The sequence below is a fragment of the Neobacillus sp. MER 74 genome, assembly GCF_023714155.1.
The window spans coordinates 208,406-233,086 of the sequence record NZ_JAMAUV010000002.1 but is presented as its reverse complement, the minus strand read 5'-3'; the positions used below and the strand labels follow the sequence as shown (position 1 = coordinate 233,086).

The 24,681-nt window shown below is 40.1% G+C and carries 28 protein-coding genes; 18 read left to right on the top strand and 10 right to left on the bottom strand.

What is annotated here, in order from left to right:
• Positions 1-49: 49 nt before the first annotated feature.
• The 5 genes from M3610_RS05505 to M3610_RS05485 all read left to right on the top strand — a co-directional run bounded on the left by M3610_RS05505 (position 50) and on the right by M3610_RS05485 (position 4,201).
• On the top strand, positions 50-487 hold the full coding sequence (locus M3610_RS05505) for a BrxA/BrxB family bacilliredoxin (protein WP_098574899.1): 438 nt from the start codon (positions 50-52) through the stop codon (positions 485-487).
• A gap of 123 nt (positions 488-610) precedes the next feature.
• A complete protein-coding gene (locus M3610_RS05500; RefSeq protein ID WP_098574898.1) occupies positions 611-1,777 on the top strand; it encodes a M20 family metallopeptidase in 1,167 nt (388 codons plus the stop codon).
• A 210-nt stretch (positions 1,778-1,987) separates the two neighbouring features.
• Positions 1,988-2,764, top strand: a complete 777-nt coding sequence (locus M3610_RS05495) for a transporter substrate-binding domain-containing protein (protein ID WP_098574897.1) — start codon at positions 1,988-1,990, stop codon at positions 2,762-2,764.
• Between the two features lie 62 nt (positions 2,765-2,826).
• Positions 2,827-3,486: an amino acid ABC transporter permease gene (locus tag M3610_RS05490; RefSeq protein WP_098574896.1), complete on the top strand. Its 660-nt coding sequence runs from the start codon at positions 2,827-2,829 to the stop codon at positions 3,484-3,486.
• Positions 3,479-4,201, top strand: coding sequence for an amino acid ABC transporter ATP-binding protein (locus M3610_RS05485; protein ID WP_251457127.1), 723 nt, complete (start codon positions 3,479-3,481; stop codon positions 4,199-4,201). Before M3610_RS05490 ends, M3610_RS05485 begins: the two co-directional genes overlap by 8 nt.
• 12 nt (positions 4,202-4,213) lie before the next feature.
• Here M3610_RS05485 and M3610_RS05480 read toward each other — a convergent pair whose 3' ends face one another.
• On the bottom strand, positions 4,214-4,477 hold the full coding sequence (locus tag M3610_RS05480; RefSeq protein ID WP_251457124.1) for a hypothetical protein: 264 nt from the start codon (positions 4,475-4,477) through the stop codon (positions 4,214-4,216).
• A 32-nt stretch (positions 4,478-4,509) separates the two neighbouring features.
• On the opposite strand from M3610_RS05480, the gene M3610_RS05475 reads away from it, so the two are divergent.
• Both M3610_RS05475 and M3610_RS05470 read left to right on the top strand, forming a co-directional pair.
• Positions 4,510-5,505, top strand: coding sequence for an aromatic acid exporter family protein (locus M3610_RS05475; RefSeq protein ID WP_251457122.1), 996 nt, complete (start codon positions 4,510-4,512; stop codon positions 5,503-5,505).
• A 23-nt stretch (positions 5,506-5,528) separates the two neighbouring features.
• Positions 5,529-6,041: a L,D-transpeptidase gene (locus M3610_RS05470; RefSeq protein ID WP_251457119.1), complete on the top strand. Its 513-nt coding sequence runs from the start codon at positions 5,529-5,531 to the stop codon at positions 6,039-6,041.
• A gap of 40 nt (positions 6,042-6,081) precedes the next feature.
• Here the strand turns inward: M3610_RS05470 and prli42 are convergent, their stop codons facing one another.
• Positions 6,082-6,198: a stressosome-associated protein Prli42 gene (prli42, locus tag M3610_RS27955; protein WP_186328571.1), complete on the bottom strand. Its 117-nt coding sequence runs from the start codon at positions 6,196-6,198 to the stop codon at positions 6,082-6,084.
• A gap of 141 nt (positions 6,199-6,339) precedes the next feature.
• Between prli42 and mce the strand changes: the two genes are divergently transcribed.
• The 4 genes from mce (at position 6,340) to M3610_RS05445 (ending at position 10,926) form a co-directional block, all read left to right on the top strand.
• Positions 6,340-6,753, top strand: a complete 414-nt coding sequence (gene mce / locus M3610_RS05460) for a methylmalonyl-CoA epimerase (protein WP_251457116.1) — start codon at positions 6,340-6,342, stop codon at positions 6,751-6,753.
• Position 6,754: 1 nt separating this feature from the next.
• The gene (locus M3610_RS05455) at positions 6,755-8,305 is read left to right on the top strand and encodes an acyl-CoA carboxylase subunit beta (RefSeq protein ID WP_098574891.1); all 1,551 of its coding nucleotides are present in this window, start codon (positions 6,755-6,757) and stop codon (positions 8,303-8,305) included.
• Positions 8,306-8,447: 142 nt separating this feature from the next.
• The gene (locus M3610_RS05450; RefSeq protein ID WP_098574890.1) at positions 8,448-9,569 is read left to right on the top strand and encodes a tripeptidase T; all 1,122 of its coding nucleotides are present in this window, start codon (positions 8,448-8,450) and stop codon (positions 9,567-9,569) included.
• A 79-nt stretch (positions 9,570-9,648) separates the two neighbouring features.
• Positions 9,649-10,926: a DNA polymerase IV gene (locus M3610_RS05445; protein WP_251457113.1), complete on the top strand. Its 1,278-nt coding sequence runs from the start codon at positions 9,649-9,651 to the stop codon at positions 10,924-10,926.
• Positions 10,927-10,974: 48 nt separating this feature from the next.
• On the opposite strand, the gene zwf is transcribed toward M3610_RS05445, so the two are convergent.
• Positions 10,975-12,444: a glucose-6-phosphate dehydrogenase gene (gene zwf / locus M3610_RS05440; protein ID WP_251457626.1), complete on the bottom strand. Its 1,470-nt coding sequence runs from the start codon at positions 12,442-12,444 to the stop codon at positions 10,975-10,977.
• Positions 12,445-12,727: 283 nt separating this feature from the next.
• On the opposite strand from zwf, the gene rnz reads away from it, so the two are divergent.
• On the top strand, positions 12,728-13,651 hold the full coding sequence (gene rnz, locus M3610_RS05435; protein ID WP_251457110.1) for a ribonuclease Z: 924 nt from the start codon (positions 12,728-12,730) through the stop codon (positions 13,649-13,651).
• A 52-nt stretch (positions 13,652-13,703) separates the two neighbouring features.
• Here rnz and namA read toward each other — a convergent pair whose 3' ends face one another.
• The 3 genes from namA to proC all read right to left on the bottom strand — a co-directional run bounded on the left by namA (position 13,704) and on the right by proC (position 16,936).
• Positions 13,704-14,723 carry an NADPH dehydrogenase NamA gene (namA, locus tag M3610_RS05430; RefSeq protein ID WP_251457105.1) on the bottom strand — a complete coding sequence of 340 codons (1,020 nt, stop codon included), beginning with the start codon at positions 14,721-14,723 and terminating at the stop codon, positions 13,704-13,706.
• A gap of 81 nt (positions 14,724-14,804) precedes the next feature.
• Positions 14,805-15,944, bottom strand: a complete 1,140-nt coding sequence (locus M3610_RS05425; RefSeq protein WP_251457102.1) for a glycosyltransferase family 2 protein — start codon at positions 15,942-15,944, stop codon at positions 14,805-14,807.
• A gap of 146 nt (positions 15,945-16,090) precedes the next feature.
• Positions 16,091-16,936 carry a pyrroline-5-carboxylate reductase gene (proC, locus tag M3610_RS05420; protein WP_098574886.1) on the bottom strand — a complete coding sequence of 282 codons (846 nt, stop codon included), beginning with the start codon at positions 16,934-16,936 and terminating at the stop codon, positions 16,091-16,093.
• 483 nt (positions 16,937-17,419) lie between these two features.
• Between proC and M3610_RS05415 the strand changes: the two genes are divergently transcribed.
• Positions 17,420-18,382 (top strand): MBL fold metallo-hydrolase, encoded by a 963-nt coding sequence (locus M3610_RS05415; protein WP_251457099.1) that lies wholly within the window; start codon positions 17,420-17,422, stop codon positions 18,380-18,382.
• A 28-nt stretch (positions 18,383-18,410) separates the two neighbouring features.
• A complete protein-coding gene (locus M3610_RS05410; protein WP_251457096.1) occupies positions 18,411-19,208 on the top strand; it encodes an SDR family NAD(P)-dependent oxidoreductase in 798 nt (265 codons plus the stop codon).
• Positions 19,209-19,261: 53 nt separating this feature from the next.
• On the opposite strand, the gene M3610_RS05405 is transcribed toward M3610_RS05410, so the two are convergent.
• A complete protein-coding gene (locus M3610_RS05405) occupies positions 19,262-19,453 on the bottom strand; it encodes a YqzH family protein (protein ID WP_098574883.1) in 192 nt (63 codons plus the stop codon).
• 159 nt (positions 19,454-19,612) lie between these two features.
• Between M3610_RS05405 and M3610_RS05400 the strand changes: the two genes are divergently transcribed.
• From M3610_RS05400 to M3610_RS05390, 3 genes are all read left to right on the top strand, one after another.
• Positions 19,613-20,872 carry a Y-family DNA polymerase gene (locus M3610_RS05400; protein ID WP_251457093.1) on the top strand — a complete coding sequence of 420 codons (1,260 nt, stop codon included), beginning with the start codon at positions 19,613-19,615 and terminating at the stop codon, positions 20,870-20,872.
• Between the two features lie 17 nt (positions 20,873-20,889).
• Positions 20,890-21,225 (top strand): YolD-like family protein, encoded by a 336-nt coding sequence (locus M3610_RS05395; protein WP_098574881.1) that lies wholly within the window; start codon positions 20,890-20,892, stop codon positions 21,223-21,225.
• A 75-nt stretch (positions 21,226-21,300) separates the two neighbouring features.
• The gene (locus tag M3610_RS05390; RefSeq protein WP_098574880.1) at positions 21,301-21,633 is read left to right on the top strand and encodes an iron-sulfur cluster biosynthesis family protein; all 333 of its coding nucleotides are present in this window, start codon (positions 21,301-21,303) and stop codon (positions 21,631-21,633) included.
• Between the two features lie 21 nt (positions 21,634-21,654).
• Here the strand turns inward: M3610_RS05390 and M3610_RS05385 are convergent, their stop codons facing one another.
• The 3 genes from M3610_RS05385 to M3610_RS05375 all read right to left on the bottom strand — a co-directional run bounded on the left by M3610_RS05385 (position 21,655) and on the right by M3610_RS05375 (position 23,834).
• Positions 21,655-22,575, bottom strand: a complete 921-nt coding sequence (locus M3610_RS05385; RefSeq protein ID WP_251457090.1) for an alpha/beta hydrolase — start codon at positions 22,573-22,575, stop codon at positions 21,655-21,657.
• A gap of 137 nt (positions 22,576-22,712) precedes the next feature.
• Complete coding sequence (locus M3610_RS05380; RefSeq protein WP_251457087.1) at positions 22,713-22,853, bottom strand: hypothetical protein; 141 nt, start codon at positions 22,851-22,853, stop codon at positions 22,713-22,715.
• Positions 22,854-22,931: 78 nt separating this feature from the next.
• Positions 22,932-23,834, bottom strand: coding sequence for a hydroxymethylglutaryl-CoA lyase (locus M3610_RS05375; RefSeq protein ID WP_098574878.1), 903 nt, complete (start codon positions 23,832-23,834; stop codon positions 22,932-22,934).
• Between the two features lie 153 nt (positions 23,835-23,987).
• On the opposite strand from M3610_RS05375, the gene M3610_RS05370 reads away from it, so the two are divergent.
• Positions 23,988-24,677: a CoA transferase subunit A gene (locus M3610_RS05370; RefSeq protein ID WP_098574877.1), complete on the top strand. Its 690-nt coding sequence runs from the start codon at positions 23,988-23,990 to the stop codon at positions 24,675-24,677.
• Positions 24,678-24,681 lie beyond the last annotated feature (4 nt).

Sequence of the window (24,681 nt, the reverse complement as noted above, 5' to 3'; positions counted from 1 at the left end):
TTTTACTGTTAATATGTAAGTATAGGCATAAATCTAAGGAGTGAACTTAATGAGCATGGATTTTAATTTCTTTATGAATGATGTTGTGAAACAGGCACGACAAGAAATCGTGTCTGCCGGATATAAAGAATTGACAACACCTGAGGAAGTGGAAGCAGCACTTGATCAAAAAGGGACTACTTTAGTCATGATTAATTCCGTATGTGGTTGCGCTGGAGGCGTGGCGCGTCCAGCAGCAGCACATGCCCTGCATTATGATAAGCGCCCTGATCATCTTGTCACTGTTTTTGCAGGACAGGATAAGGAAGCAACTGAAAAAGCTAGAAGCTATTTCACTGGTTATCCACCATCCTCACCCTCATTTGCCCTTTTAAAGGACGGTAAGATTATATCAATGGTGGAAAGACATCAAATAGAGGGCTATGACCCTGCAACCGTTGTATCTAAACTTCAAAATGAATTTGATCAACATTGTGAAGAGGTATAATAAATGAATACGAAAAGAGCCATATCATAAGATTTGGCTTTTTTTCTTGTCGAAATGATTTTTTTAATGTATATTTATTAATTATTTCGCAATTTTAATCATAATAAAGAGGAGTATTTCATCATGAAGGATGTATTAAAAAATTATTTAGAAAAAATTCAAAATAGATTATGGGAGATAAGTGATACACTATACTATCATCCTGAATTAGGTGATCAAGAATTTGAATCTAGTAAACGGTTAATAGAGTTCCTAGAAGAACATAATTTTGTCGTTGAAAAGGGAATTGTTGGCAGGCCGACATCGTTTAAAGCCGTTTATGATAGCAAAAAGGATGGACCAACAATTGCATATTTATCTGAATATGACGCGTTACCTGAGGTTGGGCATGGGTGCGGCCATAATTTGATAGGAACCATGAGTGCTGGGGCTGGAGTGACTTTAAGTAAAGTGGTAGATGAAATTGGCGGACGTGTGGTTGTCTTAGGAACACCCGCTGAAGAAACAAATGGTGCCAAAGTGCCGATGGCTGAACAGGGCATTTTTAATGATATCGATGCTGCAATGATTTTACATCCTGCTGATGAATCCTATGAAAGTGGTGAATCTCTAGCAATGGATGCGATTCAGTTCGATTTCCGAGGCAGGACCAGTCATGCGGCGGCTTCCCCAGAGATGGGAATTAATGCACTTGATGCAGTCATTCAATTATTTAATGGGATCAACGCGCTCCGTCAACATGTGACTTCAGATGTTAGAATCCATGGAATTATTAAAGAAGGCGGAGTAGCAGCGAATATTGTCCCAGATAAAGCCGTAGCACAGTTTTATGTTCGTGCCAAAGATCGCAGCTATCTAAATGAAGTGGTTCAAAAGGTAATTGGTATTGCAAAAGGGGCATCTTCGATGACAGGGGCAGAGGTTCACATCGAAAATTATGAACTTAGCTATGATAATATGGTGACCAATCAAACACTTTCCCAGCTATTTACTGCCAATCTGTTAACTACCGGTGTGAAGCAAGTAAAGAAAGCGAAAGACTCATACGGTTCCATAGATATGGGAAATGTCAGTCATGTTGTGCCAGCCATTCATCCTTATATTGGTCTTGATTCACCTGGATTAATTGCTCACACAAGGGAGTTTGCTGACTTAACCATCACCGATAACACCCACGAGATTCTTTCAAGAGGAGCTTTGGCCCTCGCTTTAACTGGATATGATTTAATAACTAACAAAGAAGCATTGGAAAAAATGAAAAATGAATTTAGTCAAACAGTATTAAGTTAACTGTATTTTTAAAAGCATCTCTTTCTCATTGAGGTGCTTTTTTATATGTATATTAATATTATTTTAATATAATTATGTACAGAATCTTTAGAATATTTTTATATTAGGAAAATATCTTTTCAAAATAAATTCTATGTGTTAATATTCGTTTTGTTGAATAAAAATTCAAATCAAAGAAAGCAGATATTACATATCATAGGAGGATAAATCATGAAAAAAACAATATTATTTTTTACGATGATTTTAACATTAGTGGCTTTGGCTGCTTGCGGTCAGAGCAATAAAGACGGGGCAAATGGAGAAAAAACAGCTGATAAGAAAGTACTAACGATGGCTACTTCAGCAGATTTTGCTCCATTTGAATCAAGAGACCCATCAGGTAAGGTCGAGGGCTTTGATATTGATTTAGCTAATGCCATTGCTAAAGAATTAGGTTACACACTAGACATAAAAGACATGAAGTTTGATGGGTTAATCGGTGCATTACAGGCAAAACGTGTGGACATGGTACTTGCTGGTATGTCTGCAACTGAAAAGCGTAAGCAAAATGTTGATTTCTCAACAGCATATAACCATTCAGGTGAGATGTTTATCACGCTAAAAGATTCTAAAATTAAAACAATCGATGATCTTAAAGGAAAAACAGTTGGAGTACAGTTGGGAACCATTCAAGAAGAGGGTGCAAAAACTCTTCAAAAAAAGGTTGATTTTACACTGAAGCCATTAGATAATGCAACAACTTTAATTCAAGAACTATTATCAAATCGAATCCAGGTTGCTTATATGGATAAATCTGTTGCAACAGGATATATCAAGGAACAAGGTTTAGCCGGATTTGATGATCCGACAACAAGCTCTCCAGGAATGGCCGTTGCTTTTCCTAAAGGCAGTGACTTAACTGAAAAAGTAAATAAAGTTCTTAAAGACTTAGAAGAAAATGGAAAACTTCAAGAATTAAAGGACAAGTGGTTAAAAGACCAGCAATAAGCATAAACTTAATTTCAACAAGACTAGTGCTGCAAAGAAAATTATAAAGTGAGGTGTAAGGCATGAATTTGGATTTTAGCCAAATTGTGCCTTATATTCCTTTTATTTTAGAGGGAATATGGGTTACATTAAAATTTGTTATTATTTCTATTATATTAGGTTTTATTCTTGGAACAATTTTAGCTCTATGTAAAATATCACGAATTAAAGGATTAAATTGGTTTGGGGACCTATATACATCTATTTTTCGCGGGACACCATTAATTTTACAATTGATGTTAATCTACTTTGCCATTCCGCAATTAACGGGTTATGACATTTCACCATTTTTATCATCCATCCTTGCGTTTGGCTTAAATTCATCAGCATATGTTTCAGAGATTATCAGAGCCGGAATTCAAGCGGTTGATAAAGGTCAGACCGAAGCAGCCCAAGCATTAGGAGTTCCTTATCGTCTCATGATGAAGGACTTGATATTACCACAAGCACTAAAAAATATTTTACCTGCACTTATGAATGAATTTATAACCTTAACCAAAGAATCAGCCATCGTCTCGACGATTGGTTATTTAGACTTGATGCGCCGTGCGCAGGTTGTTGGAGCGGATACGTATCGGAATTTTGAACCACTAATTTTTGTCGGTTTCATCTATTGGATTTTAGTAATGGTGCTGACTTTGGCAGGTAAACGGTTTGAACGGAGGCTGAAGTACAGTGATTAAAGTGGAAAACCTCTATAAGCAGTTCGGCAATCACGAAGTATTAAAAAATATTTCAACAAATATTGATAGTGGAGAAGTTGTCTCGATTATTGGGCCGTCGGGTTCTGGTAAATCTACCTTTCTTCGCTGCTTAAATTTATTAGAGACACCAACCAAAGGGAAAGTTTGGATTAATAATCAAGAGCTTACCGATAGCAAAACGAATATCATGAAAGCCCGTGAACAAATCGGTATGGTTTTTCAACACTTTTATTTATTTCCACATCTGTCGGTTTTGGATAACTTAACTTATGCACCGATGAAAGTAAAAGGTGAATCGCGGGAACTTGCTGAGAAAAAAGCCCGGGAATTGCTTGCGCGCGTTGGTCTTACTGATAAAGAGAAAGCCTTTCCGAATAATTTATCAGGTGGGCAGAAGCAGCGCGTAGCGATCGCTCGAGCACTTGCGATGGAACCGAAGTTAATGTTATTTGATGAGCCAACATCCGCACTTGACCCTGAAATGGTAAAAGAAGTACTTAATGTTATGAAGGATCTTGCACAATCAGGAATGACCATGGCCATTGTTACCCATGAGATGGGCTTTGCGCGCGAAGTTTCTGATAGAATAATCTTCCTAGATGATGGGGTACTACTAGAAGAAGGATCTCCAGAGGAATTCTTTAATAACCCTCGGACTAGCAGAGCGAAGGACTTTTTAGAAAAAGTATTGTAGAAAATCACAATCTTAAATATAAGACATTCTTGCAAAAGAATGCTTTAATAAGGATATGCTAAAGATGGTCTTAACGATCATCTTTTTATTTTTATGCTGTGTTAAACTAGTCTGTTGATTTCCGTTCCAGGCACTTCGCTTTCCGCGGGCGTGCCGGGGAGCCTCCTCGGCGCTTTTAGCGCCTGTGGGGTCTCCCCTGCCCCGTACTCCCGCAGGAGTCTTCGTGCCTTCCACTTCAATCAACCGTGTGTCAAAATCAACATTAATCTTTAACACAGCCTATTTTTTAATAATTTGGAGAGGTACCTATGAAATTTCGGATTGGATATCGGACAATTAAAACAGCTATTGGGACAGCCATTTCAATTTTACTTGCTCAGCAAATAGGACTGCAGAACTTTGCTTCTGCAGGAATACTGACCATATTATGTATCCAGGTGACAAAGCGGAGGTCGTTCAGAACAGCATGGGCTCGCTTTTTAGCCTGTGTATTAGCAATGCCTTTTTCTGCCGTTTTTTTTGAGCTAATCGCTTATCATCCAATTGTAATTGGGATTATGTTATTTTTCTTTATCCCAACGATTGTCATGTTGAAGGCTCCTGACGGAATTGTGACAAGTAGTGTTATTATTCTACATATTTATATGGCAAAAAAAATAACCTTGGCCATTTTTCTAAATGAGCTTGGGGTAATCACGATTGGTATTGGGGTCGCATTACTTATTAATCTTTATATGCCGAGCGTTGAGAAAAAACTAAAGGATTATCAAAGTGAGATTGAGGAGAATTTTAGAATCATCTTCGTTGAAATGGTACGTTATTTACGGACTGGGGATAGTAATTGGGATGGTAAAGAGATTACGGTTGGTGCGCGTCTACTTGATGAAGCGATAGCCATAGCCCTTCAGGATGTTGAAAATCATTTTTTACGAGATGAGAATATATATTTTCATTATTTTAAAATGAGACAAAAGCAATTTGAAATTATCGAACGTGTCTTACCAATTGTCACTTCCCTTACCCGGACGGTAAAGCAAGGGCATATGGTAGCGGAGTTTCTGGAAGAACTTTCTGAAAATGTCCATCCTGGAAATACAGCTTATATATATCTTGAAAAATTAAGAGAAATGAAAAAGGAATTTGAGGAAATGGAGCTCCCAAAGACAAGAGAAGAATTTGTAACGAGGGCAGCTCTGCTGCAGTTGGTAAATGAAATGAACGAATATCTAATTATTAAAAGTTCATTTAAGGGAATAAAATCAGCGGTTAAAGTGAATGAACAGAAGGAGATTGAAGCAAACTAGGAAAAAAAAGGCAGGTGGCTGCTTTGATAAAAATTTTATCGCCAATCCTGATTGCTTTTTTCATGTCACCACTTTGGCCTTTGGGGCCAAACCCTATGCCAGGTGATCCATTTCTTATTGTGAATAAAAGTAAAAATGAAATGGCTTTTATTAATGAAAACAAAGTACAAACGGTTGTAAGTGTCGGAACGGGAAAAACACAAGAGCTGACACCTGAAGGTCTTTTCACCATTACAGTAAAGGCCAAAGAACCTTATTTTCGGAAAGGGAATATCCCTGGAGGAGATCCTAAGAATCCACTGGGAGCGAGGTGGATTGGCTTTGATGCAAAGGGAACAGATGGAAGAATCTATGGCATCCATGGAACAAATCAGCCTGATTCAATCGGCAAATATGTCTCTCAAGGCTGTATCCGCACCCAAAATGAAGTGGTTACCTCACTTTATCCGATTATTCCATTAGGAACAAAAGTATTAGTTATTTCTTCAAAAAAATCATATGAGACACTAGCAAAAAATCATGGAGCAATAAAATAGGAAAAGGGACTGTCCGAACAGTCCCTTTTCCTATTTCTATCTATAGAAATGAACCTATTCCTATTAGGAGAGTTGAGGCAAGCATAGCAAATAACATTAAATAAACAATGATTTTCCTCGATTTCTTACTATTCAATATGGGTACCTCCCTTAACATTTTGAAACTTTACTTATATTGTACAAGGAAATGCAAAAATGAACAACGGAACAACTAAGTAATTAAGGAAGGATTTATGAACTTTTTAACGAATAAGATTATTGTCGAATAAATTTTAATTTTTAGAACAGAGGGGGAAAAATGATTAAAAAAGTCGACCATATTGGGATTGCAGTGAAGTCTCTTGAGAAAACGCTTTCTTTTTATACCGATGTGTTAAATCTGCCTTTGGTAGGGATCGAAGAGGTGGATACTCAAAAGGTAAGAGTTGCCTTTTTACAGGCAGGAAGTACTAAGCTTGAACTGCTTGAGCCCACTTCAGAGGAAAGTACCATTGCCAAATTTATCGAAAAACGCGGTGAGGGAATCCACCATGTTGCCCTTGGGGTGGATTCGATTGAAGAAAGAATTCGCGAAATGAAGGAAAAAGGGATACGTATGATTGATGAGCAGCCAAGACCTGGGGCTGGTGGGGCAAATATTGCTTTCATGCATCCAAAATCGACATCTGGGATTTTATTCGAGCTTTGTGAGAAGAAAGGGATGAAGGGGTAAAATGATTGACATCTATGAAAAAATAAATGAGTTGTATGATAAACGTCGTGAGGTTGAGTTGGGCGGCGGCGATGAGAGAATTGAGAAACAGCATCAAAAAGGCAAATTGACTGCTAGGGAGAGAATCGATCTTTTAGTAGACAAAGGCACATTTTTTGAACTAAATCCTTTCATTGAGCACCGTACAAATGATTTTGGTCTAGATGAGCAAAAGGGGCCAGGGGACGGAGTGGTGACTGGTTACGGAAAAGTAAATGGTCGGCCTATTTATCTTTTTTCCCAAGATTTTACTGTTTTTGGCGGAGCATTAGGGGAAATGCATGCCAAGAAGATTGCTAATGTCATGGATTTAGCAGCGAAAAATGGAGCCCCTTTTGTCGGTTTAAATGATTCCGGCGGGGCACGCATTCAGGAAGGCGTTGTCTCATTAGATGGGTATGGACATATTTTTTACCGAAATGCAATTTATTCCGGTGTCATTCCGCAAATATCGGTAATTATGGGTCCATGTGCGGGAGGTGCTGTCTATTCACCAGCGATTACTGATTTTGTATTTATGGTGGAAAAGTCGAGTCAAATGTTTATTACTGGACCTAAAGTCATTGAAACAGTGACAGGTGAGAAGATTTCAGCAGAAGAATTGGGTGGGGCGAATGTCCATAGCTCCATTAGTGGAAATGCCCATTTTCAGGCTGATTCAGAAGAAGTGGTGTTACAAAACGTCCGCAGGCTGTTAAGCTATCTTCCGCAGAATAATGAAGAGAAGGCTCCTAGGTTTGAGGTAAAGGATGACGAAGATTATCGTCCGGATTTAATGGATGTTATTCCATTTGATACGGTTCGTCCGTATGATGTCCGCAATGTCATCGAGCAGGTGGTTGACGAGAGCAGTTTCATGGAAGTTCAAAAGGATTTTGCTAGAAATATCGTGGTTGGATTTGCGCGAATTAAAGGTGAATCTGTAGGTCTTGTTTGTAATCAGCCAAAGGTGATGGCTGGCGGCCTGGATATCGATTCTTCTGATAAAGCGGCGCGATTTATCAGAACCTGTGATTCTTTTAATATCCCAATCATCACTTTTGAGGATGTGACAGGCTTCTTCCCTGGAGTCAAGCAGGAACACGGTGGAATCATTCGCCATGGGGCAAAAATCTTATTTGCTTATTCCGAGGCGACCGTTCCGAAGTTAACAGTGATCTTAAGAAAAGCTTATGGCGGTGCCTATGTTGCGTTAAACAGTAAATCAATTGGTGCTGATTTGGTATTTGCCTGGCCTAATGCTGAAATTGCAGTTATGGGACCTCAAGGAGCCGCTAATATTATTTTTGCGAAGGAAATTAACAATAGTGAGAATCCAGAACTGACAAGACAGCAGAAAATTGATGAATACCGTGAAAAGTTTGCCAATCCCTATGTGGCAGCGAGCAGAGGAATGGTCGATGATGTGATTGACCCACGCGAAACTAGAATGAAAATTGTCCAAGGCTTAGAAATGCTTAGAACCAAAAAAGAGTCAAGGCCATACAAAAAACATGGGAACATCCCGCTGTAATTAACCTCTCTTTTAACCTTTTTGGATGTGCTCTCTATCATTTGATGATACTTTTATTAAAAGGTATACTAAAATAGGAAAAGCGAAAGCGACATTGGCGCTTAGAGCTGGACAATGAGTACATAATTGGAGGTTCAATATAATGGTTAATCAGGAACGTCTATTGAATGAGTTTTTAGAACTTGTGCAAATTGACTCAGAAACAAAATTTGAGACCGAAATTGCCAAGGTGTTAAAACAAAAATTTACAGAACTTGGTCTTGAAGTGTTTGAAGATGATACGACTGCGGTGACAGGGCACGGTGCAGGCAATCTGGTTTGTACGCTAGCGGCAACTAAAGAGGGCGTTGACCCGATTTATTTTACTTGTCATATGGATACTGTTACACCAGCTAAAGGTGTAAAGCCTTCTATAAAAGACGGCTATGTGGTTACGGATGGCACAACAATCTTAGGTGCCGATGATAAAACTGGAATTTCTGTTATGCTTGAAACCATCCGTCAGTTAAAAGAACAAAACATCCCGCATGGTCTGATTCAATTCGTGATTACTGTTGGGGAAGAGTCAGGTCTTGTCGGTGCAAAAGCACTTGATTCCTCACTGATGAAAGCAAAATTCGGTTACGCATTGGATAGCGATGGCCTAGTTGGTAATGTAGTTGTAGCTGCTCCAACACAAGCAAAGGTTAAAACCATTATTTACGGAAAAACAGCTCATGCAGGTGTTGCACCTGAAAAAGGTGTTTCCGCGATTACGATTGCAGCAAAATCGATTGCGAGGATGCCCTTAGGAAGAATCGATCACGAAACAACGGCTAACATTGGACGCTTTGAGGGTGGTCAAGCAACCAATATCGTTTGTGACCGTGTGGATATTTTAGCTGAGGCCCGTTCTCTGATTCCTGAAAAGATGCAAGCGCAGGTAAGCAAAATGAAGGAAGCATTTGAAACAGTGGCAGCAGAAATGGGCGGCAGAGCCGAGGTTAATGTGGAAGTCATGTATCCAGGATTTAAGTTTGGCGAAGGCGATCATGTTGTCGAAGTGGCTCGTAAGGCTGCTGCAAAAATCGGCCGAAGTTGTGAGCTTCAGCATAGCGGGGGCGGCAGTGATGCCAACGTATTTGCTGGCTTTAATATTCCAACTGTCAATCTAGCTGTTGGCTATGAAGAAATTCATACAACCAATGAACGCATGCCAGTGGAAGAATTGTATAAGCTGGCAGAAATGACACTTGCTATAATCGATGAAGTGGCAAATCAATAATCTTATGGAGGAGAACCTAACCGCGGTTCTCCTTTTTGATATACTAAGAGAAGAAAAAGTGAGTTAAGGAAGTGCGAGCATGAAGGAAATGTACCCGAAAAACGGAAGAGTTATTTTACATGTAGATATGAATAGCTTTTATGCATCCGTTGAAATGGCCTATGACCCTAATCTGAAGGGGAAACCACTTGCAATCGCTGGTAATGTCGAGGAACGCAGAGGAATCATTGTCACCTGCAATTACGAGGCAAGAAAATTCGGTGTCAAAACAACGATGGCGCTTTGGGAAGCGAGAAAGCTATGTCCCCAGTTAATCGTCATGAAACCGAATTTTGAGCGCTATCGTGCAGTTTCTATTGCTATGTTTGAAATTCTCAGACATTATACGGAAATTGTTGAACCTGTTTCGATTGATGAAGGATACTTAGATATTACAGAAAGCTTTGAAAAGGGGAGTCCAATTGAAATCGCTGAAAGTATTCAAAAAAGGATATTGGAACAATTAGATATTCCTTGCAGTATAGGGATAGCACCTAATAAATTTTTAGCGAAAACCGCATCCGATATGAAAAAGCCAATGGGGATTACCATTCTTCGAAAACGTGATATTCCCATAGTTCTTTGGCCGTTGAACACAAACGAAATGCATGGCGTCGGAAAAAAGACAGCGGAAAAATTACAAACAATTGGGATTCATACCATTGGTGAGTTAGCAAAGGGAAATGAGATTCAACTAAAAACACTGCTTGGGATTAATGGAATTCGATTAAAAGAAAGAGCCAATGGGATTGATCATCGCCCCGTTGATCCGGAATCAATTGAGGAATTTAAGAGCATTGGAAATTCAACAACCCTTCCTCGGGATGTTAGTAATCAACAGGAACTACTTCGTGTATTAACATCATTAGCTGAAACGGTTTCCGTTAGACTGAAGCGAAAGAAGGTCCTTGCAGGAACGCTTGGAATCACCATCCGATATAAGGATCGAAGAACGATTACTAGAAGTAAAAAACTTCCGAACCCTATTAATCATAAAGATGAGATATCTTCATTTGCTCAGCAGATTTTCCTGAAAGCTTGGAATGGCGATGCTGTTCGACTGTTAGGAATCACAGGCACTGATTTAGTGGAGCATACCCGAGCCTTTAAACAGCTAGATTTATTTTCTTATGAAAAGGATGCCAAAAAAGAGCCTTTACTAAATACTCTATCTAGTCTTCGTGAAAAATACGGAAAAAAAATCATTGAAAATGCAGGGGAACATCAAGCCCCTTCCTTGGATAATATCGGTACTGGAACGAGCTTTAATAAAGACTTTCTCCAAACACTTCCACAAAAAAGTAATGACTCAGACTAAAAAGCACCACTTTTGCTTTCATAACAAAAGTAGTGCTTTTTGAACTTCTTATTTACAAATATCTACTTCTAAATCTGTTACCGGCCACCAGAAGAAGCCGTCTTTTTCTAAAAGCTCATCCGCCTTTTTTGGTCCCATGGTTCCAGATTGATAATTAGGAAAGTTGTCCGCCTTCGTGTTTTCCCAGACTGCAGATATTTTATCTACAAAACTCCAAGAATAGGCTACTTCATCCCAATGGGTAAAATTCGTGGCATCGCCTCGCATGCAATCGTAAAGAAGCTTCTCATAGCCTTCAGGAGTATTCATTGCATGGATGCCAGTATTGGCAAAGCTCATTCTGACCTCCTGAGCATCTAAGTGTCCGCCTGCTTTCTTCGCGTTTAGATGCAGTGTAATTCCTTCTTCTGGTTGAATATGAATTACTAGGAGATTTGGATTTAACATTTTTTCTGTTTGATAATATAAATTCATTGGAATGTCTTTAAATTGAACCACAATTTTGGTTGATTTTGTTGACATTCTTTTTCCTGTCCGAATGTAGAACGGAACACCAGCCCAGCGGAAATTATCAATCATGATTTTACCGGCAACAAAGGTTTCTGTATTTGATTCTTTATCTACCATCGTTTCATCACGATATGCAGGAACTGGAATATCCTCAACCGTACCCTCACCGTATTGGCCGCGTACAAAATAATCATTAACCTTTTCTCCCTCAACTGAACGCAGTGCACGAAATACGCGAACTTTTTCGGAACGAATTTCATCGGTAGAGAGTTTGATCGGAGGTTCCATCGCAAGTAAGGCTACCATTTGCATCATGTGGTTTTGAAGCATATCTCTAAGGGCTCCGCTTGTTTCATAATAGCGTCCCCGTTCTTCAACCCCGAGTATCTCACTTGAGGTAATTTGGATGTTTGAAATATAACGGTTATTCCAAAGCGGTTCAAATATAGCATTGGCGAATCGTATTACTTCTATATTCCTCACCATTTCTTTTCCTAAATAATGATCGATACGATAGACTTCTTTTTCTTTAAATGCACTTCTAATTTGTCTATTTAACTCGATGGCAGATTCTAAGTCATGTCCAAATGGTTTCTCAATGACAAGGCGTTTATAGCCCTTTACCTCTGTAAGTTTGTCTGATTTTAAGTGTAAAGCAATCGTTCCGAAAAATTCAGGAGCCATTGCAAGGTAAAAGATACGATTGCCTTCTAATTGATAGTTTTCATCAATCTCATCCGCTAAATTTTTTAACAAAGCGTAAGAGTTGGAATCACTAACATCATGCGATTGATAGTAAAAATGCGAGATAAAATCATCAATCTTATCTTTATTTCCTAAGGCTGAGATGACCGAGTCTTTGACTGAATGCTGAAATTCATCATTGGATAGCGATCTTCTTGCAACCCCAATCACCGCAAATTTAGTTAATTTTCCTTTCTCATATAACCGGTAAAGGGAAGGAAACAACTTCCTTTTTGCTAAATCACCAGTCGCACCAAAAATCATAATTAATGAAGTCATGTTTCCAGTTTGCTCCAAAGTAAATACCTCTTTTCTGTTTATGTAAAAATGTATATTGCTCTTATGTTTATATTGTTTGATTTTATCTCATTCGACTAGACTTCGCAAAAATAATACAACGCAATTTGACAATTTTTTTTATTTTTCACAAAATAATCCCTGATATTCACTAATTACTAGCTGCCAATGGAGGAGAAAATAATATTTTTTTGTGCTATATTATCAATATTGGAAACCAAGGAACGGAATTTGAGAGGAGTTTATGATTGTGGATATTTTTTTCCTAGGAACAGGGGCTGGAATGCCGGCAAAACTCCGCAATGTAACGTCCATTGCACTGAAATTGCTTGAGGAGCGGGGGGCGGTTTGGTTATTCGATGCCGGTGAGGCTACCCAGCATCAAATTTTGCATACTCCCATAAAACCACGGCGAATCGAAAAAATCTTTATTACACATCTTCATGGTGATCATATCTACGGGCTGCCAGGATTATTATCGAGCCGCTCTTTTCAAGGAGGGGAATCAGAGGTAACCGTTTATGGCCCCAAAGGGATAAAAGACTATATTCATGTCAGTCTATCAATAAGCCAGACTTATTTGAAATATCCTTTAGTTGTCATTGAAATTGAAGAGGGAATTATTTTTGAGGATGAGCAGTTTTTAGTGGAATCCCGCCGGCTAGACCACGGTATACCTTCCTATGGGTATCGGATAGTAGAAAAGGACAGGCCTGGAACATTACTTGCTGATAAATTGAAAGAAGCAGGGGTCCAGCCGGGGCCAATCTTTAGAAAAATTAAAAATGGTGAAGCTGTAACTCTTGATGATGGCAGAACGATTGATCCAACTGAGTTTCTTGGTCCTGAACAGAAGGGGAGAGTTGTTACGATTTTAGGGGATACCCGCTACTGTGAAAATGCAATTTCATTGGCTATGAATGCCGATCTTTTGGTACATGAAGCGACTTTTTCTGCTCATGAAGAAAAGCTGGCCCATGACTATTTTCATTCAACCACACATCAGGCTGCAGATGTTGCAAAGAAGGCCCATAGTAAATTGTTGTGTCTTACACACATAAGCTCTCGTTATGACCGCAATGCTTGGCAAGAGTTAGTAGATGAGGCGAAAGAAGTATTTCCGAATACGGATATTGCTGAGGATTTTAAAGAAATAAAGCTGCCACTTAAATAATTTAAAAACGCACTTACCTAAGTTATAGGTAAGTGCGTTGGATTTAAATGGTTCAAATCCAGCCGCGTTCGTATTGTTTTGGTCCTTCAATATTTACACCAAGCTCCTTCGCTGCAGTCCTCGGCCAATACGGATCACGAAGCAATTCACGAGCTAAAAAGACTAAATCGGCTCTTTCATTTTGTAAGATTTCCTCCGCTTGAATCCCCGTAGTGATTAATCCTACCGCACCGGTGGGAATGCTGGCACCATTCTTAATGGTTTCCGAGTATTTTACTTGGTATCCGGGATATACGTCAATATGGGCAGGGACAAGCGCACCAGAACTTACATCGATTAAATCGACACCTTGTTCTTTCATCCATTGACTATAATGTATGTAATCATTTGGAGACAATCCTTCTTCGTGGTAATCATGTGCGGAAACTCTCACAAATAATGGACCATCCCAAACGGTTTTTACGGCATCAATCACATCGCGGAGGAATCTGTAGCGGTTCTGTGCTGATCCCCCGTATTCGTCAGTTCTTTTATTGGATAGCGGCGAAAGGAATTCGTTGATAAGATACCCATGAGCACCATGGATTTCGATTACATCGAAACCAGCTTTTGCAGCACGCTCTGCGCCTTTTTTAAATGCTTCGATTGTTTCTTCGATATCTGTTTTGGACATTTCCTTTGGCGTTTTCATTTTCTCATTAAAAGCTAATGCAGATGGAGCAAGAATTTCACCTTCTAACACTGCTTTTCTGCCAGCATGGGCGAGTTGAATGCCTGTTTTGGCTCCATGCTCTTTCATTAGACTTACAAGCTCAGTGAAGCCCTCTACATGCTTATCACTCCAGATACCTAAATCACGAGGTGTAATTCTCCCTTGAGGTGCTACCGATGTTGCTTCAACAATAATCAGCCCAACCTGGCCAACTGCCCTGCTTGTATAGTGAGTGCGATGCCAGTTTTGTATATGTCCATCTTCGTTATGGCTCGAATACATGCACATGGGTGCCATGACAACTCGATTTTTAAATGTGACATCCTTTATGGTATAGGGGGAAAATAGTTTTACTGCCATTTTAGAAGCCTCCATAAAATTAAATAATAAACATTCCTTTTTAGTATAACAAAAGGAATGTTTTATTGAAAAAAACAGTTTCTATTCTTTCTCTCGGAGTTCGCTTAACCGATAGGTGGTTCCCCTCCAAACAATCCCGCCGCGCTTAAAGGTTAGAAGGCTTGCCCGGATAATTGAATAAATAAATAGTAAGGCTGTGATTGGCAAAACCAAAAACATGAGCGGAGAGAATAAGGTTAGTTTTTTTATGACCATTACATAAAGTATTCCACTTATTATTATATTTCCGATGGATAATAGGGCAACAGTCTTGTTCCCGGAAAAAATCATCAAAAAGGGCAGAACGTTGGTGATAAATACACCGAGGATTGCAAAAATTACCATACTGATTCGGTAGTGTAATCCGGCAAATGTATTCTTTTCTAGCCCGATGAAGGCCTCCTTTAAACTTCCATACCATTCTACTTCGATTAAATGTAATGCAGTTATGATTCTTTGTCGATAACCAGCCTTTTTCATCTTCATCCCAAGCTGTAAGTCATCATCCGGGCGCATTTTTATTCTTTCATGTGTTCCGAATGACTCATAAGATTCTTTTAAAACAAGATTAAATGCGCCGATTCCTGTTCCAATCTTTGATTTGGGGTTGTTGGCTAACCACGGGCGTTTGAAATATGAAAAGCCAAACAGGAAAAAGGCAACAAATGATTTTAACCAAAACCGTTTAGCGCTTAAGTTTGGCGCTGCAGTTAGGTGATCCAATTTATTTCTTTCAAAATAATGGAGCGCTTTTGCGAATGCTTGTTTTTCAAAATGTATGTCGGCATCTGTAAACAATAGCCATCTACCTGAAGCATGACATGCACCAGTGTACAAGGCGTTATTCTTCCCAAGCCAGCCCTTAGGTAATTTCTCAATATGGATAACCCTTATGCGTGGGTCTCTTGTTGTTAATTCTTCCATAATAGTACCTGTGGCATCAGTGGACCGATCATTGACGAGAATCCATTCCACATTTTTGTAGGTTTGCTCTAACTGGCTGAGGATGCTTGCAGCAATCTGCTTTTCCTCATTACGGGCAGCAACTACTACAGTCAACAATGCTCCTTGCGCTAAGTCTTCCTCTTTTTCTAATGGATCTATTTTTCGCAGCCCAATCATTCCGTCTATAAGAAAGATAATCCAGACTAGAATTCCTAATGAAAATAAAATCGTTAGCATGCATGACACTTCCCTAGCCTTTTCTTTTCTAATAAGAAAGTATAAGTTTTGAACTTAGATTACTGTCTAGCTCCAGGCCATACGCCGCTGACCAGGGCGCTTGCGCTTTTCTTATTAGTTTAATGTAATAAAGGCAAAAATCCAATTTAGGAAGGTTGGTCGGCAGTTTGAAGCTTAGAACTTAATTCAGTTCCCATTTTTTTAGATTGGGCCGTTGCTGCTTTGATACATGAAATGAATGCCTCTTGTACCCCGTGTTCCTCAAGCACTCGAATCCCAGCTTCTGTTGTTCCTCCAGGGCTTGTTACATCTTTACGCAACTGGGTAGAAGATTTACTTGAGTTTTTGACCATTTCTGCTGCACCAAGCAGTGTTTGTACAATCAATTCACTGGCCATATCTTTTTCAAGACCAACTTCAACGGCACTTTTCTCCATTGCTTCAATTAGATAATAAATATAGGCAGGGCCGCTGCCGGAAAGTCCAGTTACGGCATCTAATTGTTCTTCTTCCACAACGGAAGCCATGCCGACGGTTCCAAATAAGGTTTTAGTTGTTTCTAACTGAGAATCGGTAACACGATGATTCACGGCAACAGCAGTGGCTGATTTTCCAACCGCTGCCGAGGTATTTGGCATGGACCTTACAATCGCAAGTGGGATTCTTGCCAATGTTTCAATGGTATCCATGGATACACCTGCTAAGACAGAGACGACAAGCATCTCCTCAGTTAAGTGTTCACGAATCGATTGAATAGCAGTCGCGACGTCTTTTGGTTTCATGGCTAACATCACAATGTCTGTTTGATCAAACAGTTCATTCAAATTATAAGTCGTTCGAATTCCATAACGTGTTTCTAATGTTGCTAATCTTTCTTGATTAGAATTGTTTGTGATCCAAATATTTTTTTTATCAATAAAACCATTTTCAAGAATTCCAGAAATGAATGCTTCAGCCATCGATCCTGCGCCAATAATTGCGATTTTTTTCATGTTTATTCCTCCTTTATTTTACCGAAAACATAAAAAAACCCTTCATCCATAAAGGACGAAAGGTTTCGCTTCCGTGGTACCACCTTCATTTACCCTTGCTTAAATTTCAAGAAGGGTTCACTCGACTCCGATAACGCCGGATGTGCGTTAGGTTTTCCTAAGTGCTCCTAAGGTAGGTTCAATGATTAAGAGGGCGGTGAAGTCTTTCAGCCATCGAACTTCACTCTCTTTCGCCATTTCTCATTTACTGGCCTTATTCATCGCTTTAGCGAATCAAATTTTTACTAGATTATGCAAGATAAACAACCTATCTGTCAATAGATAAATTTAGCGAATTTTTTATTTTTTCTAAAAAATTATGCAGAAATAATGACAATTGGTTAAAAAGTCGCTACACTTTAGTATATATAATAAATGTCACATAATGTTCGTATTTATACCATTGGATTCTTTATTCAAAAATAATGATAAGGGGTTTTAGGAATGACAAAATGGAAAGACGGAATAGCAAAAATTACGGTGCCGACTCCTTTTGCGGTTGGGGATGTCAATGTTTATTTGATTAAAGGCGAGCGCTTAACACTTGTTGACGCGGGAGTGAAAACGGAAGAGTCCTGGTTGTCGTTTAAGGAGCAATTAGAGGATTTAGGCTTAAGTCCTGCTGATATCGAGCAGGTGATTCTAACGCATCATCACCCTGATCATGTTGGTATGCTTGATTACTTTCCAGACACCTTAGAAGTATATGGTCATCAACTGAATGAACGATGGATTCATCCCACTGAAGCCTTTTTTCAAGAGCAAGAAGATTTTTTTCGTGTGTATTTTCTAGAATTCGGTCTGCCTGAAGAATACTTTCCTTTGCTTTCAGATTTAAGAAAAACATTGGAATATTCTTGCAACCGCTCATTGACTGGCCATCTTGTTGAGGGAATGAGACCTCCTGGGCTTAATGAATGGCAGGTCATTGAAACACCGGGGCATGCCCAAAGCCATATTGCCCTCTACCGGGAAAAGGATGGAATTTTAATTGGCGGAGATTTAATTTTAGCACATATCTCACCCAACCCATTGCTAGAGCCGCCAGCCCCTGGGGAAACAGAGAGACCGAAGCCACAGCTGCAGCATAATGACTCAATGAAGAAGCTGCTTTCGTATCCCATTCAATGTGTCTACACAGGGCATGGGGAGGAAGTTTATAAGTTAGCAGAGTTGGTTGATAAACGATTGGTGCGGCAGCACGAGCGGGCCATGACGGTTCATAGCTGGTTAAAAGAAGAAGAGATGACCGTATTTGAAATCTGTAAACGCTTGTTTCCGTCAGTTTACCAGCGCGAACTGATGCTGACCATTTCCGAAACCGTCGCACAACTTGACTATTTATCATCTATTGGGGAGATTAGTAGTAAGGGGACGAATCCTGTTCTTTTTCAGGCTAAAATTTAGTTGGAATCAACTCAGATGAGGTGTAGAAATGGTTAGGGAACAATTAAAAGGTAAAAATATCGTGATTACTGGTGCATCAGGAGGTATCGGAGCAGAAATCGCTAAACTTTGTGCTTCTAGCGGGGCCAATCTTGTGCTATTAGCACGAAGTATTAGTAAGCTCGAGCAATTGCGAATGGACCTCCAGCAAAAGCATCCCGTTAAAGTTGCTGTTTATCAGTTGGATGTGTCGGACACAGCTGAGGTAAAGAAGGTTTTTCAACGGATTTTCGATACATTCGGGGATATTGATATCCTTGTTAATAATGCCGGCTTTGGAGTCTTCCGTGAAGCCCATCTGGCGACATTGGATGAAATTAAAGGCATGTTTGATGTCAATGTGGTTGGGCTGATGGCCTGCACAAGCATGGTGCTGCCGAAAATGCGTGAAAGGCGTTTTGGCCATATTATTAATATTGCCTCTCAAGCTGGGAAAATTGCCACACCCAAATCAAGTGTCTACTCGGCCTCAAAGCATGCGGTTCTTGGTTACACCAACTCATTGCGGATGGAATTAGCAGATGTTAATGTACTTGTAACCTCTGTGAATCCTGGTCCAATCGCTACCAATTTTTTTAATATTGCCGACGAAAAAGGCACCTATGTTAAAAATGTGCAGAGATTTATGCTCAAGCCCGAGTATGTCGCCGAGAAGGTCGTTGACAGTATGCTGACGAAAACAAGGGAGATTAATTTGCCGCGTTGGATGAATATGGGGAGCGTTGTGTACGTACTATTCCCCCGACTGTTTGAACGGATTGGCAGACGGGCTTTTAATCAGAAATAAACAATGAAGTAGAAAGCCTCTCATCAGGGGCTTTTTTTGTTTTGATGGCATAATTAGCCTGTTAAAAATTCATACACTGTATCATTGATGACCTCGTATAAGTCTGCAGTTGGTTCGTCCTCTTTTAATTGGATAATTCGCTTTGTGAGCATCTCCAAATCCTTTTCACCAATAGGCATGGAGTCCGCTTCGTAATATTGTTTAAAACAATTTTTAATCATCTTCGCGACTAGTTTTTTATCCATAAACATGCACCTCACTCACATTATACTATTTTTTATCCAGTTTCCATAAATGAATAAATGCCGAAAAATTTCCATTGAATACGAACGCATATTCGCTTATGATAGTGAATATAATAAAAAGGAACGAATGTTCGATATTTAAGTTGTGAGGGATCAGTCATGGTGGATTACAGCGTACTGCCACAAAATAAAATTTTATGTGTGGACATGAAGAGTTTTTATGCCAGTTGTTCGGCTGTCATGCACGGCCTTGACCCAATGGAATGTTATTTAGCCGTTGTCGGTCAAAAAGAGCGGCAGGGAAGCATTGTCCTGGCTGCTTCACCGCGAATGAAAAAAGAATTTGGCATCAAAACGGGTTCGCGAATGTTTGAGATTCCCAATGACCCGAGGATTCAAATTGTGGAACCGAAAATGGCAACCTATTTGCGAATTGCGACAGAAATTTCGCGTGTATTTAATCGCTATGTTCCAAAAGAAGCAATTCATGTCTATAGCGTCGATGAAAGCTTTATTAAAGTGGATGGTGCGATGCAGTTGTGGGGGGATGCCCACACGATTGCCCGAAAAATAAAGAATGATATTGAACGGGAGTTTCAATTGCCATGTGCCGTTGGAATTGGCCCGAACATGCTACTGTCGAAGCTATGTCTCGACCTTGATGCCAAGAAAAAGGGAGTGGCCGAGTGGACATATGAAGATGTCCAAACCAAGCTTTGGAAGCTGTCTCCGCTTAGAGAAATGTGGGGGATCGGCAGGCGCGTGGAAAAAACATTAAATGGGATGGGCATTTTTACTGTCGGTCAACTCGCTCGCTATGATTTAGAAACGTTGGAAAAGAAATTTGGCATCATGGGAAACCAGCTTTATTATCATGCCTGGGGTGTTGATCTCTCTGAATTGGGTGCACCGCTTATTCAAGGGCAGATTAGCTTTGGAAAAAGTCAAATTCTGTTAAGGGACTATAAAGAGGAAGCGGAAATTAAGACGGTCATTTTAGAAATGTGTGAGGAGGTAGCAAGGAGGGCACGGACGCATCGAAAGGCAGGGAGAACGATTAGTCTCGGAGTCGGCTATAGCCAGGATGAATTTGGCGGCGGTTTTCATCGCTCGAGAACGATCGGACAGCCAACAAATGTGACGATGGAGCTTTATCGTGTTTGCCTTGAATTATTTCATGAGCATTATACCGGAAAGACGGTACGGCAAATTTCGATTGCCATCAGCAATATTGTTGACGACCTCGAGCTTCAGCTTGACCTTTTCGACATGGGTGCTTATAAGCGGCGTGAGCTTGGCTATGTGGTAGATACGGTGCGCAGACGCTTTGGCTCAGGTGCTTTGTTGCGCGCTGTTTCTTATACGGCAGCCGGAACGGCTAAACACCGGGCCACACTTGTCGGCGGACATAAAAGATAGGAAAGAAGGAGAGGGGTATGATTCGTGACCGCGGAAGAATCAAATGGACGTCGATGATGCTTCCAGAGCATGTGAAATTGCTCAGGGATTGGGTGAAGGAAGATCGGTATGAACAGAAACGAGAGATGGATGAACAGCAGCTGGAACTCATGAACGAGATTTTATCCGAAGCGATTGAGTATAATCAGTACGTAACAATTACCCATTACCGAAATCGGAACTATGAAATCGTGATTGGCAAAATCCATTACTGGGATGAACTAACCCAAAGGCTTCATGTATTGGACCGCTTTGAAGAGGTGCACCGGATTCCGATGGATGCCATTGCTGACATTCGGATGACGGAGACTTAACTATGAGCAAAGTTGAGTCAACCTCACGTAACATGTGGTACAATCACCATATGCTAAACAGAGGGGGTAATCAACGTGGAAATCAATATAACGGCAGCGGCAGCTGAAAAAATAAATCAAAGAGTTCATGGTCGAGAAGGCTACTTAAAGCTAAAATATGATACCGACGGCTGTGGTTGTGCGGTTAATGGGGTAGTGGCATTGTGGTTTGTCCCGAATCTAGATTCAGATGATATTGCGATTGAAACAAATGATCGAACGGTGTATGTGGAAAAATCAAAAATAGTTTTTTTGGATGAGCAAATGAAAATTGATTTTTCTAATGCGGCCAATTGCTTTCAACTAAAGAGTCCACAGCAGATCCTTAATGGTCATATGAGCTTACTAATCAAAGAAAAAACAGACTGATCCATTTTGGACAGTCTGTTTTTAGCTTGGTAAGGCATGATCAACATACTTTTGTAAAAATTCATCAATTACTCGTTCATAATCAGCCCGGTTTTCGTTAAAGGACTGAGCGTGACGGCCATTAGCTGCTAAATAGAGCATTTTAGGCCCTTTTTTATGTTCGAACAAATCCTTTGACATGGTCGGGAGAATAAAATCATCCTTTTGGCTGTGAATAAACAAAATCGGATGTTTGATATTTTCGATGACCGAAATAGGTGATACATTTCGAATCGAATATTTATCCCGCAGACGTAAAAGTGCATCACCAAGCGGCAATAAAAGGCTAGGGATGAGCTTAAAATCTTTTTTAATGAGATAGGCAAGCTGCTCCTTAAAATCCGAAAATGGACAATCAGCAATATAAAAATCAGCACCGTCCTCAAGAAGCCCAGCATAGAGAAGCATGGTAGCGGCCCCCATCGATTCGCCATGAATTCCCAGTTCCAGCTGAGGGCCTTTTTCCTTTTTGAGCCAATCGACGACAGTTTTTAAATCAAATTTTTCATAATGACCAAAGCTAGTGGTTTTGCCCCCGGATTCCCCGTGGCGGCGATGGTCATAAATTAATGTATTAAACCCCCGCGCTAAAAACAGATTAGCGTATTTAATCGAATTAACTTTTGTTTCGGTTACACCATGAGAGATAATGATATAACGATTGGTCTGATGTGGTTCAACGAGCAGAGCTTTAATCATATAACCAAAAGGGGAAGGGATATCTATTTCCCGCTTCGGCAAGGATTCAAATTCCTCAGGATTATATCTGCCAGCCTCTTTTTCACGTCTTAAAATTAAATCCTCATCCTTCTTTTTCATATACATAAGGCGGTTTGTAAAATACAAACCGAGAGATAACCAGAATAACAACAAGGCAATCAAGGTTCGGAATGTCTTCTTCACCAATGGCACCTCCTGTGTTTTTTAATATAAGGTATGAAAAAAATAATCTCCAAGCGCCCATAAATTAACAGTTTTAATTTTAGCATAAAAAAAGCCGCTGGCACTAACGAGCGGCTTCCTGAGTTGACCAAAATAATTTATTGCTCAGCGTGTTGTCTTTTGGTAGGGTGGATTGCTTTTTCGACTTCTTCAGCAGCCATCACTCGCTGTCCTCCACCAGCAGTCTCCGCATAGTTTTTTCCTTTTTGACTGGAACCTTTATCGCGTTTTTGGCTCAAAATAATCAGTCTCCCTTCAAGCTAGTCTCAATTAATAAGATGCATTAGTAGTAGAATGATTATTCACTGAAAGTTAATTTAGACAGTTTGCGCATGCAGGCGATAGTATCCGCTTTCAATTTGCCGGGAGAGATGAGGGCGAATGACTTCAATCGCATCAATCAATTTATTCAAATCAACCCCTGTATCAATTCCCATCCGTTCAAGCATATAAACCACGTCCTCTGTTGCTACATTTCCAGAGGCACCAGGTGCAAATGGACAACCGCCAAGCCCGCCGGCAGAGGTATCGAATCGGTCAATTCCTGCCTGGAGAGAGGCATAAATGTTCGCAAGGGCAAGCTTTCGTGTATCATGATAATGGGCAGTTAAAAGTGTATGAGGAAAAAGACTTTTCAATTGGGAAAACAAAGCAAAGCACTCATCAGGAGTTGCCATCCCGATGGTATCGGCGACGCTTAATTCATCGACACCTGCATCAACAAATTCTTGGCAAAGCTTTATCGTATCACTTTCATTGATTTTTCCCTCATAAGGACAATAAAAGGAGGTAGAAATGCAGGCCCGGACAAAATAATTCTTCTCCTTTAATTCAGAAATGATCGGTACAAGTTCTGTCATACTGTCCTTTGTTGTTTTATTAATATTTTTAAGATTAAAGCTATTGCTGACGCCCACAAATACAGCAACAGCTTGACAATTGGTAGAGTATACCCTGTCAATCCCTCTACGGTTCGGTGCTAGAACAATATCTCTGGAATCAGCATCAAGGCAGTCCGCTGCTATTTCAGCGGCATCGCTCATTTGAGGCACCCATTTCGGTGATACAAACGACGTGAGTTCCAATTCCTGAAGACCAGCAGTTCTTAATCCATTGATAAATTGTTTTTTTATATCAGTGGGTACAAATAACTTTTCATTTTGCAGCCCGTCACGAGGACCTACCTCGATGATCGTGACCTTTTTAGGTAAATTTAGCATTCATTTTCCACCTCCGATAATCATACTTTCATTGTAGTGGTGTTAATTTCAAAAAAGCAAGAATAATAGAAATTTGGACAAAATAAAAGGATTTTTTCGTATTTTACTAGAAATAATAATGGAAAAAAGGATGGATGAAGGAGGGAAAACTGGATGAAGAAAATTTGTACATCCTTCCAGGAGGCAGTTGCCGATATTCATGATGGGGCTACCCTGATGGTTGGTGGATTTGGGTTGTGCGGAATACCGGAAAATCTGATTCTGGCCTTAGCAGAAAAAGGCGTGAAGGATTTAACGGTCATTTCAAATAACTGTGGGATTGATGAGTGGGGGTTAGGGTTGCTCCTAAATAATAAACAAATCAAAAAGATGATTGGATCCTATGTAGGTGAAAATAAAGAGTTTGAGAGACAGGTTTTAACTGGTGAACTAGAGGTAGAATTAACGCCTCAAGGCACACTCGCTGAAAAAATCAGGGCAGGCGGGGCTGGGATTCCAGCATTTTATACACCTGCTGGAGTAGGAACTCCGGTTGCAGAGGGGAAGGAAACGAAGATTTTTAACGGAAGAGAATACCTGCTAGAAGAGGCACTAACGGCCGATTTTAGTCTTGTGAGGGCGTGGAAGGGTGACAAAATGGGAAACCTTGTTTACCACAAAACGGCACGGAATTTTAACCCGATGATTGCGGCGGCTGGGAAAGTAACGATTGCAGAAGTGGAAGCGCTTTATAAAATTGGTGAATTAGATGCTAATTTTATTCATACTCCAAGCATCTATGTGCAAACAATCATTGAAGGAACACAGGAAAAACGAATCGAGAGATTGACAGTGAGCAAATAGTGTT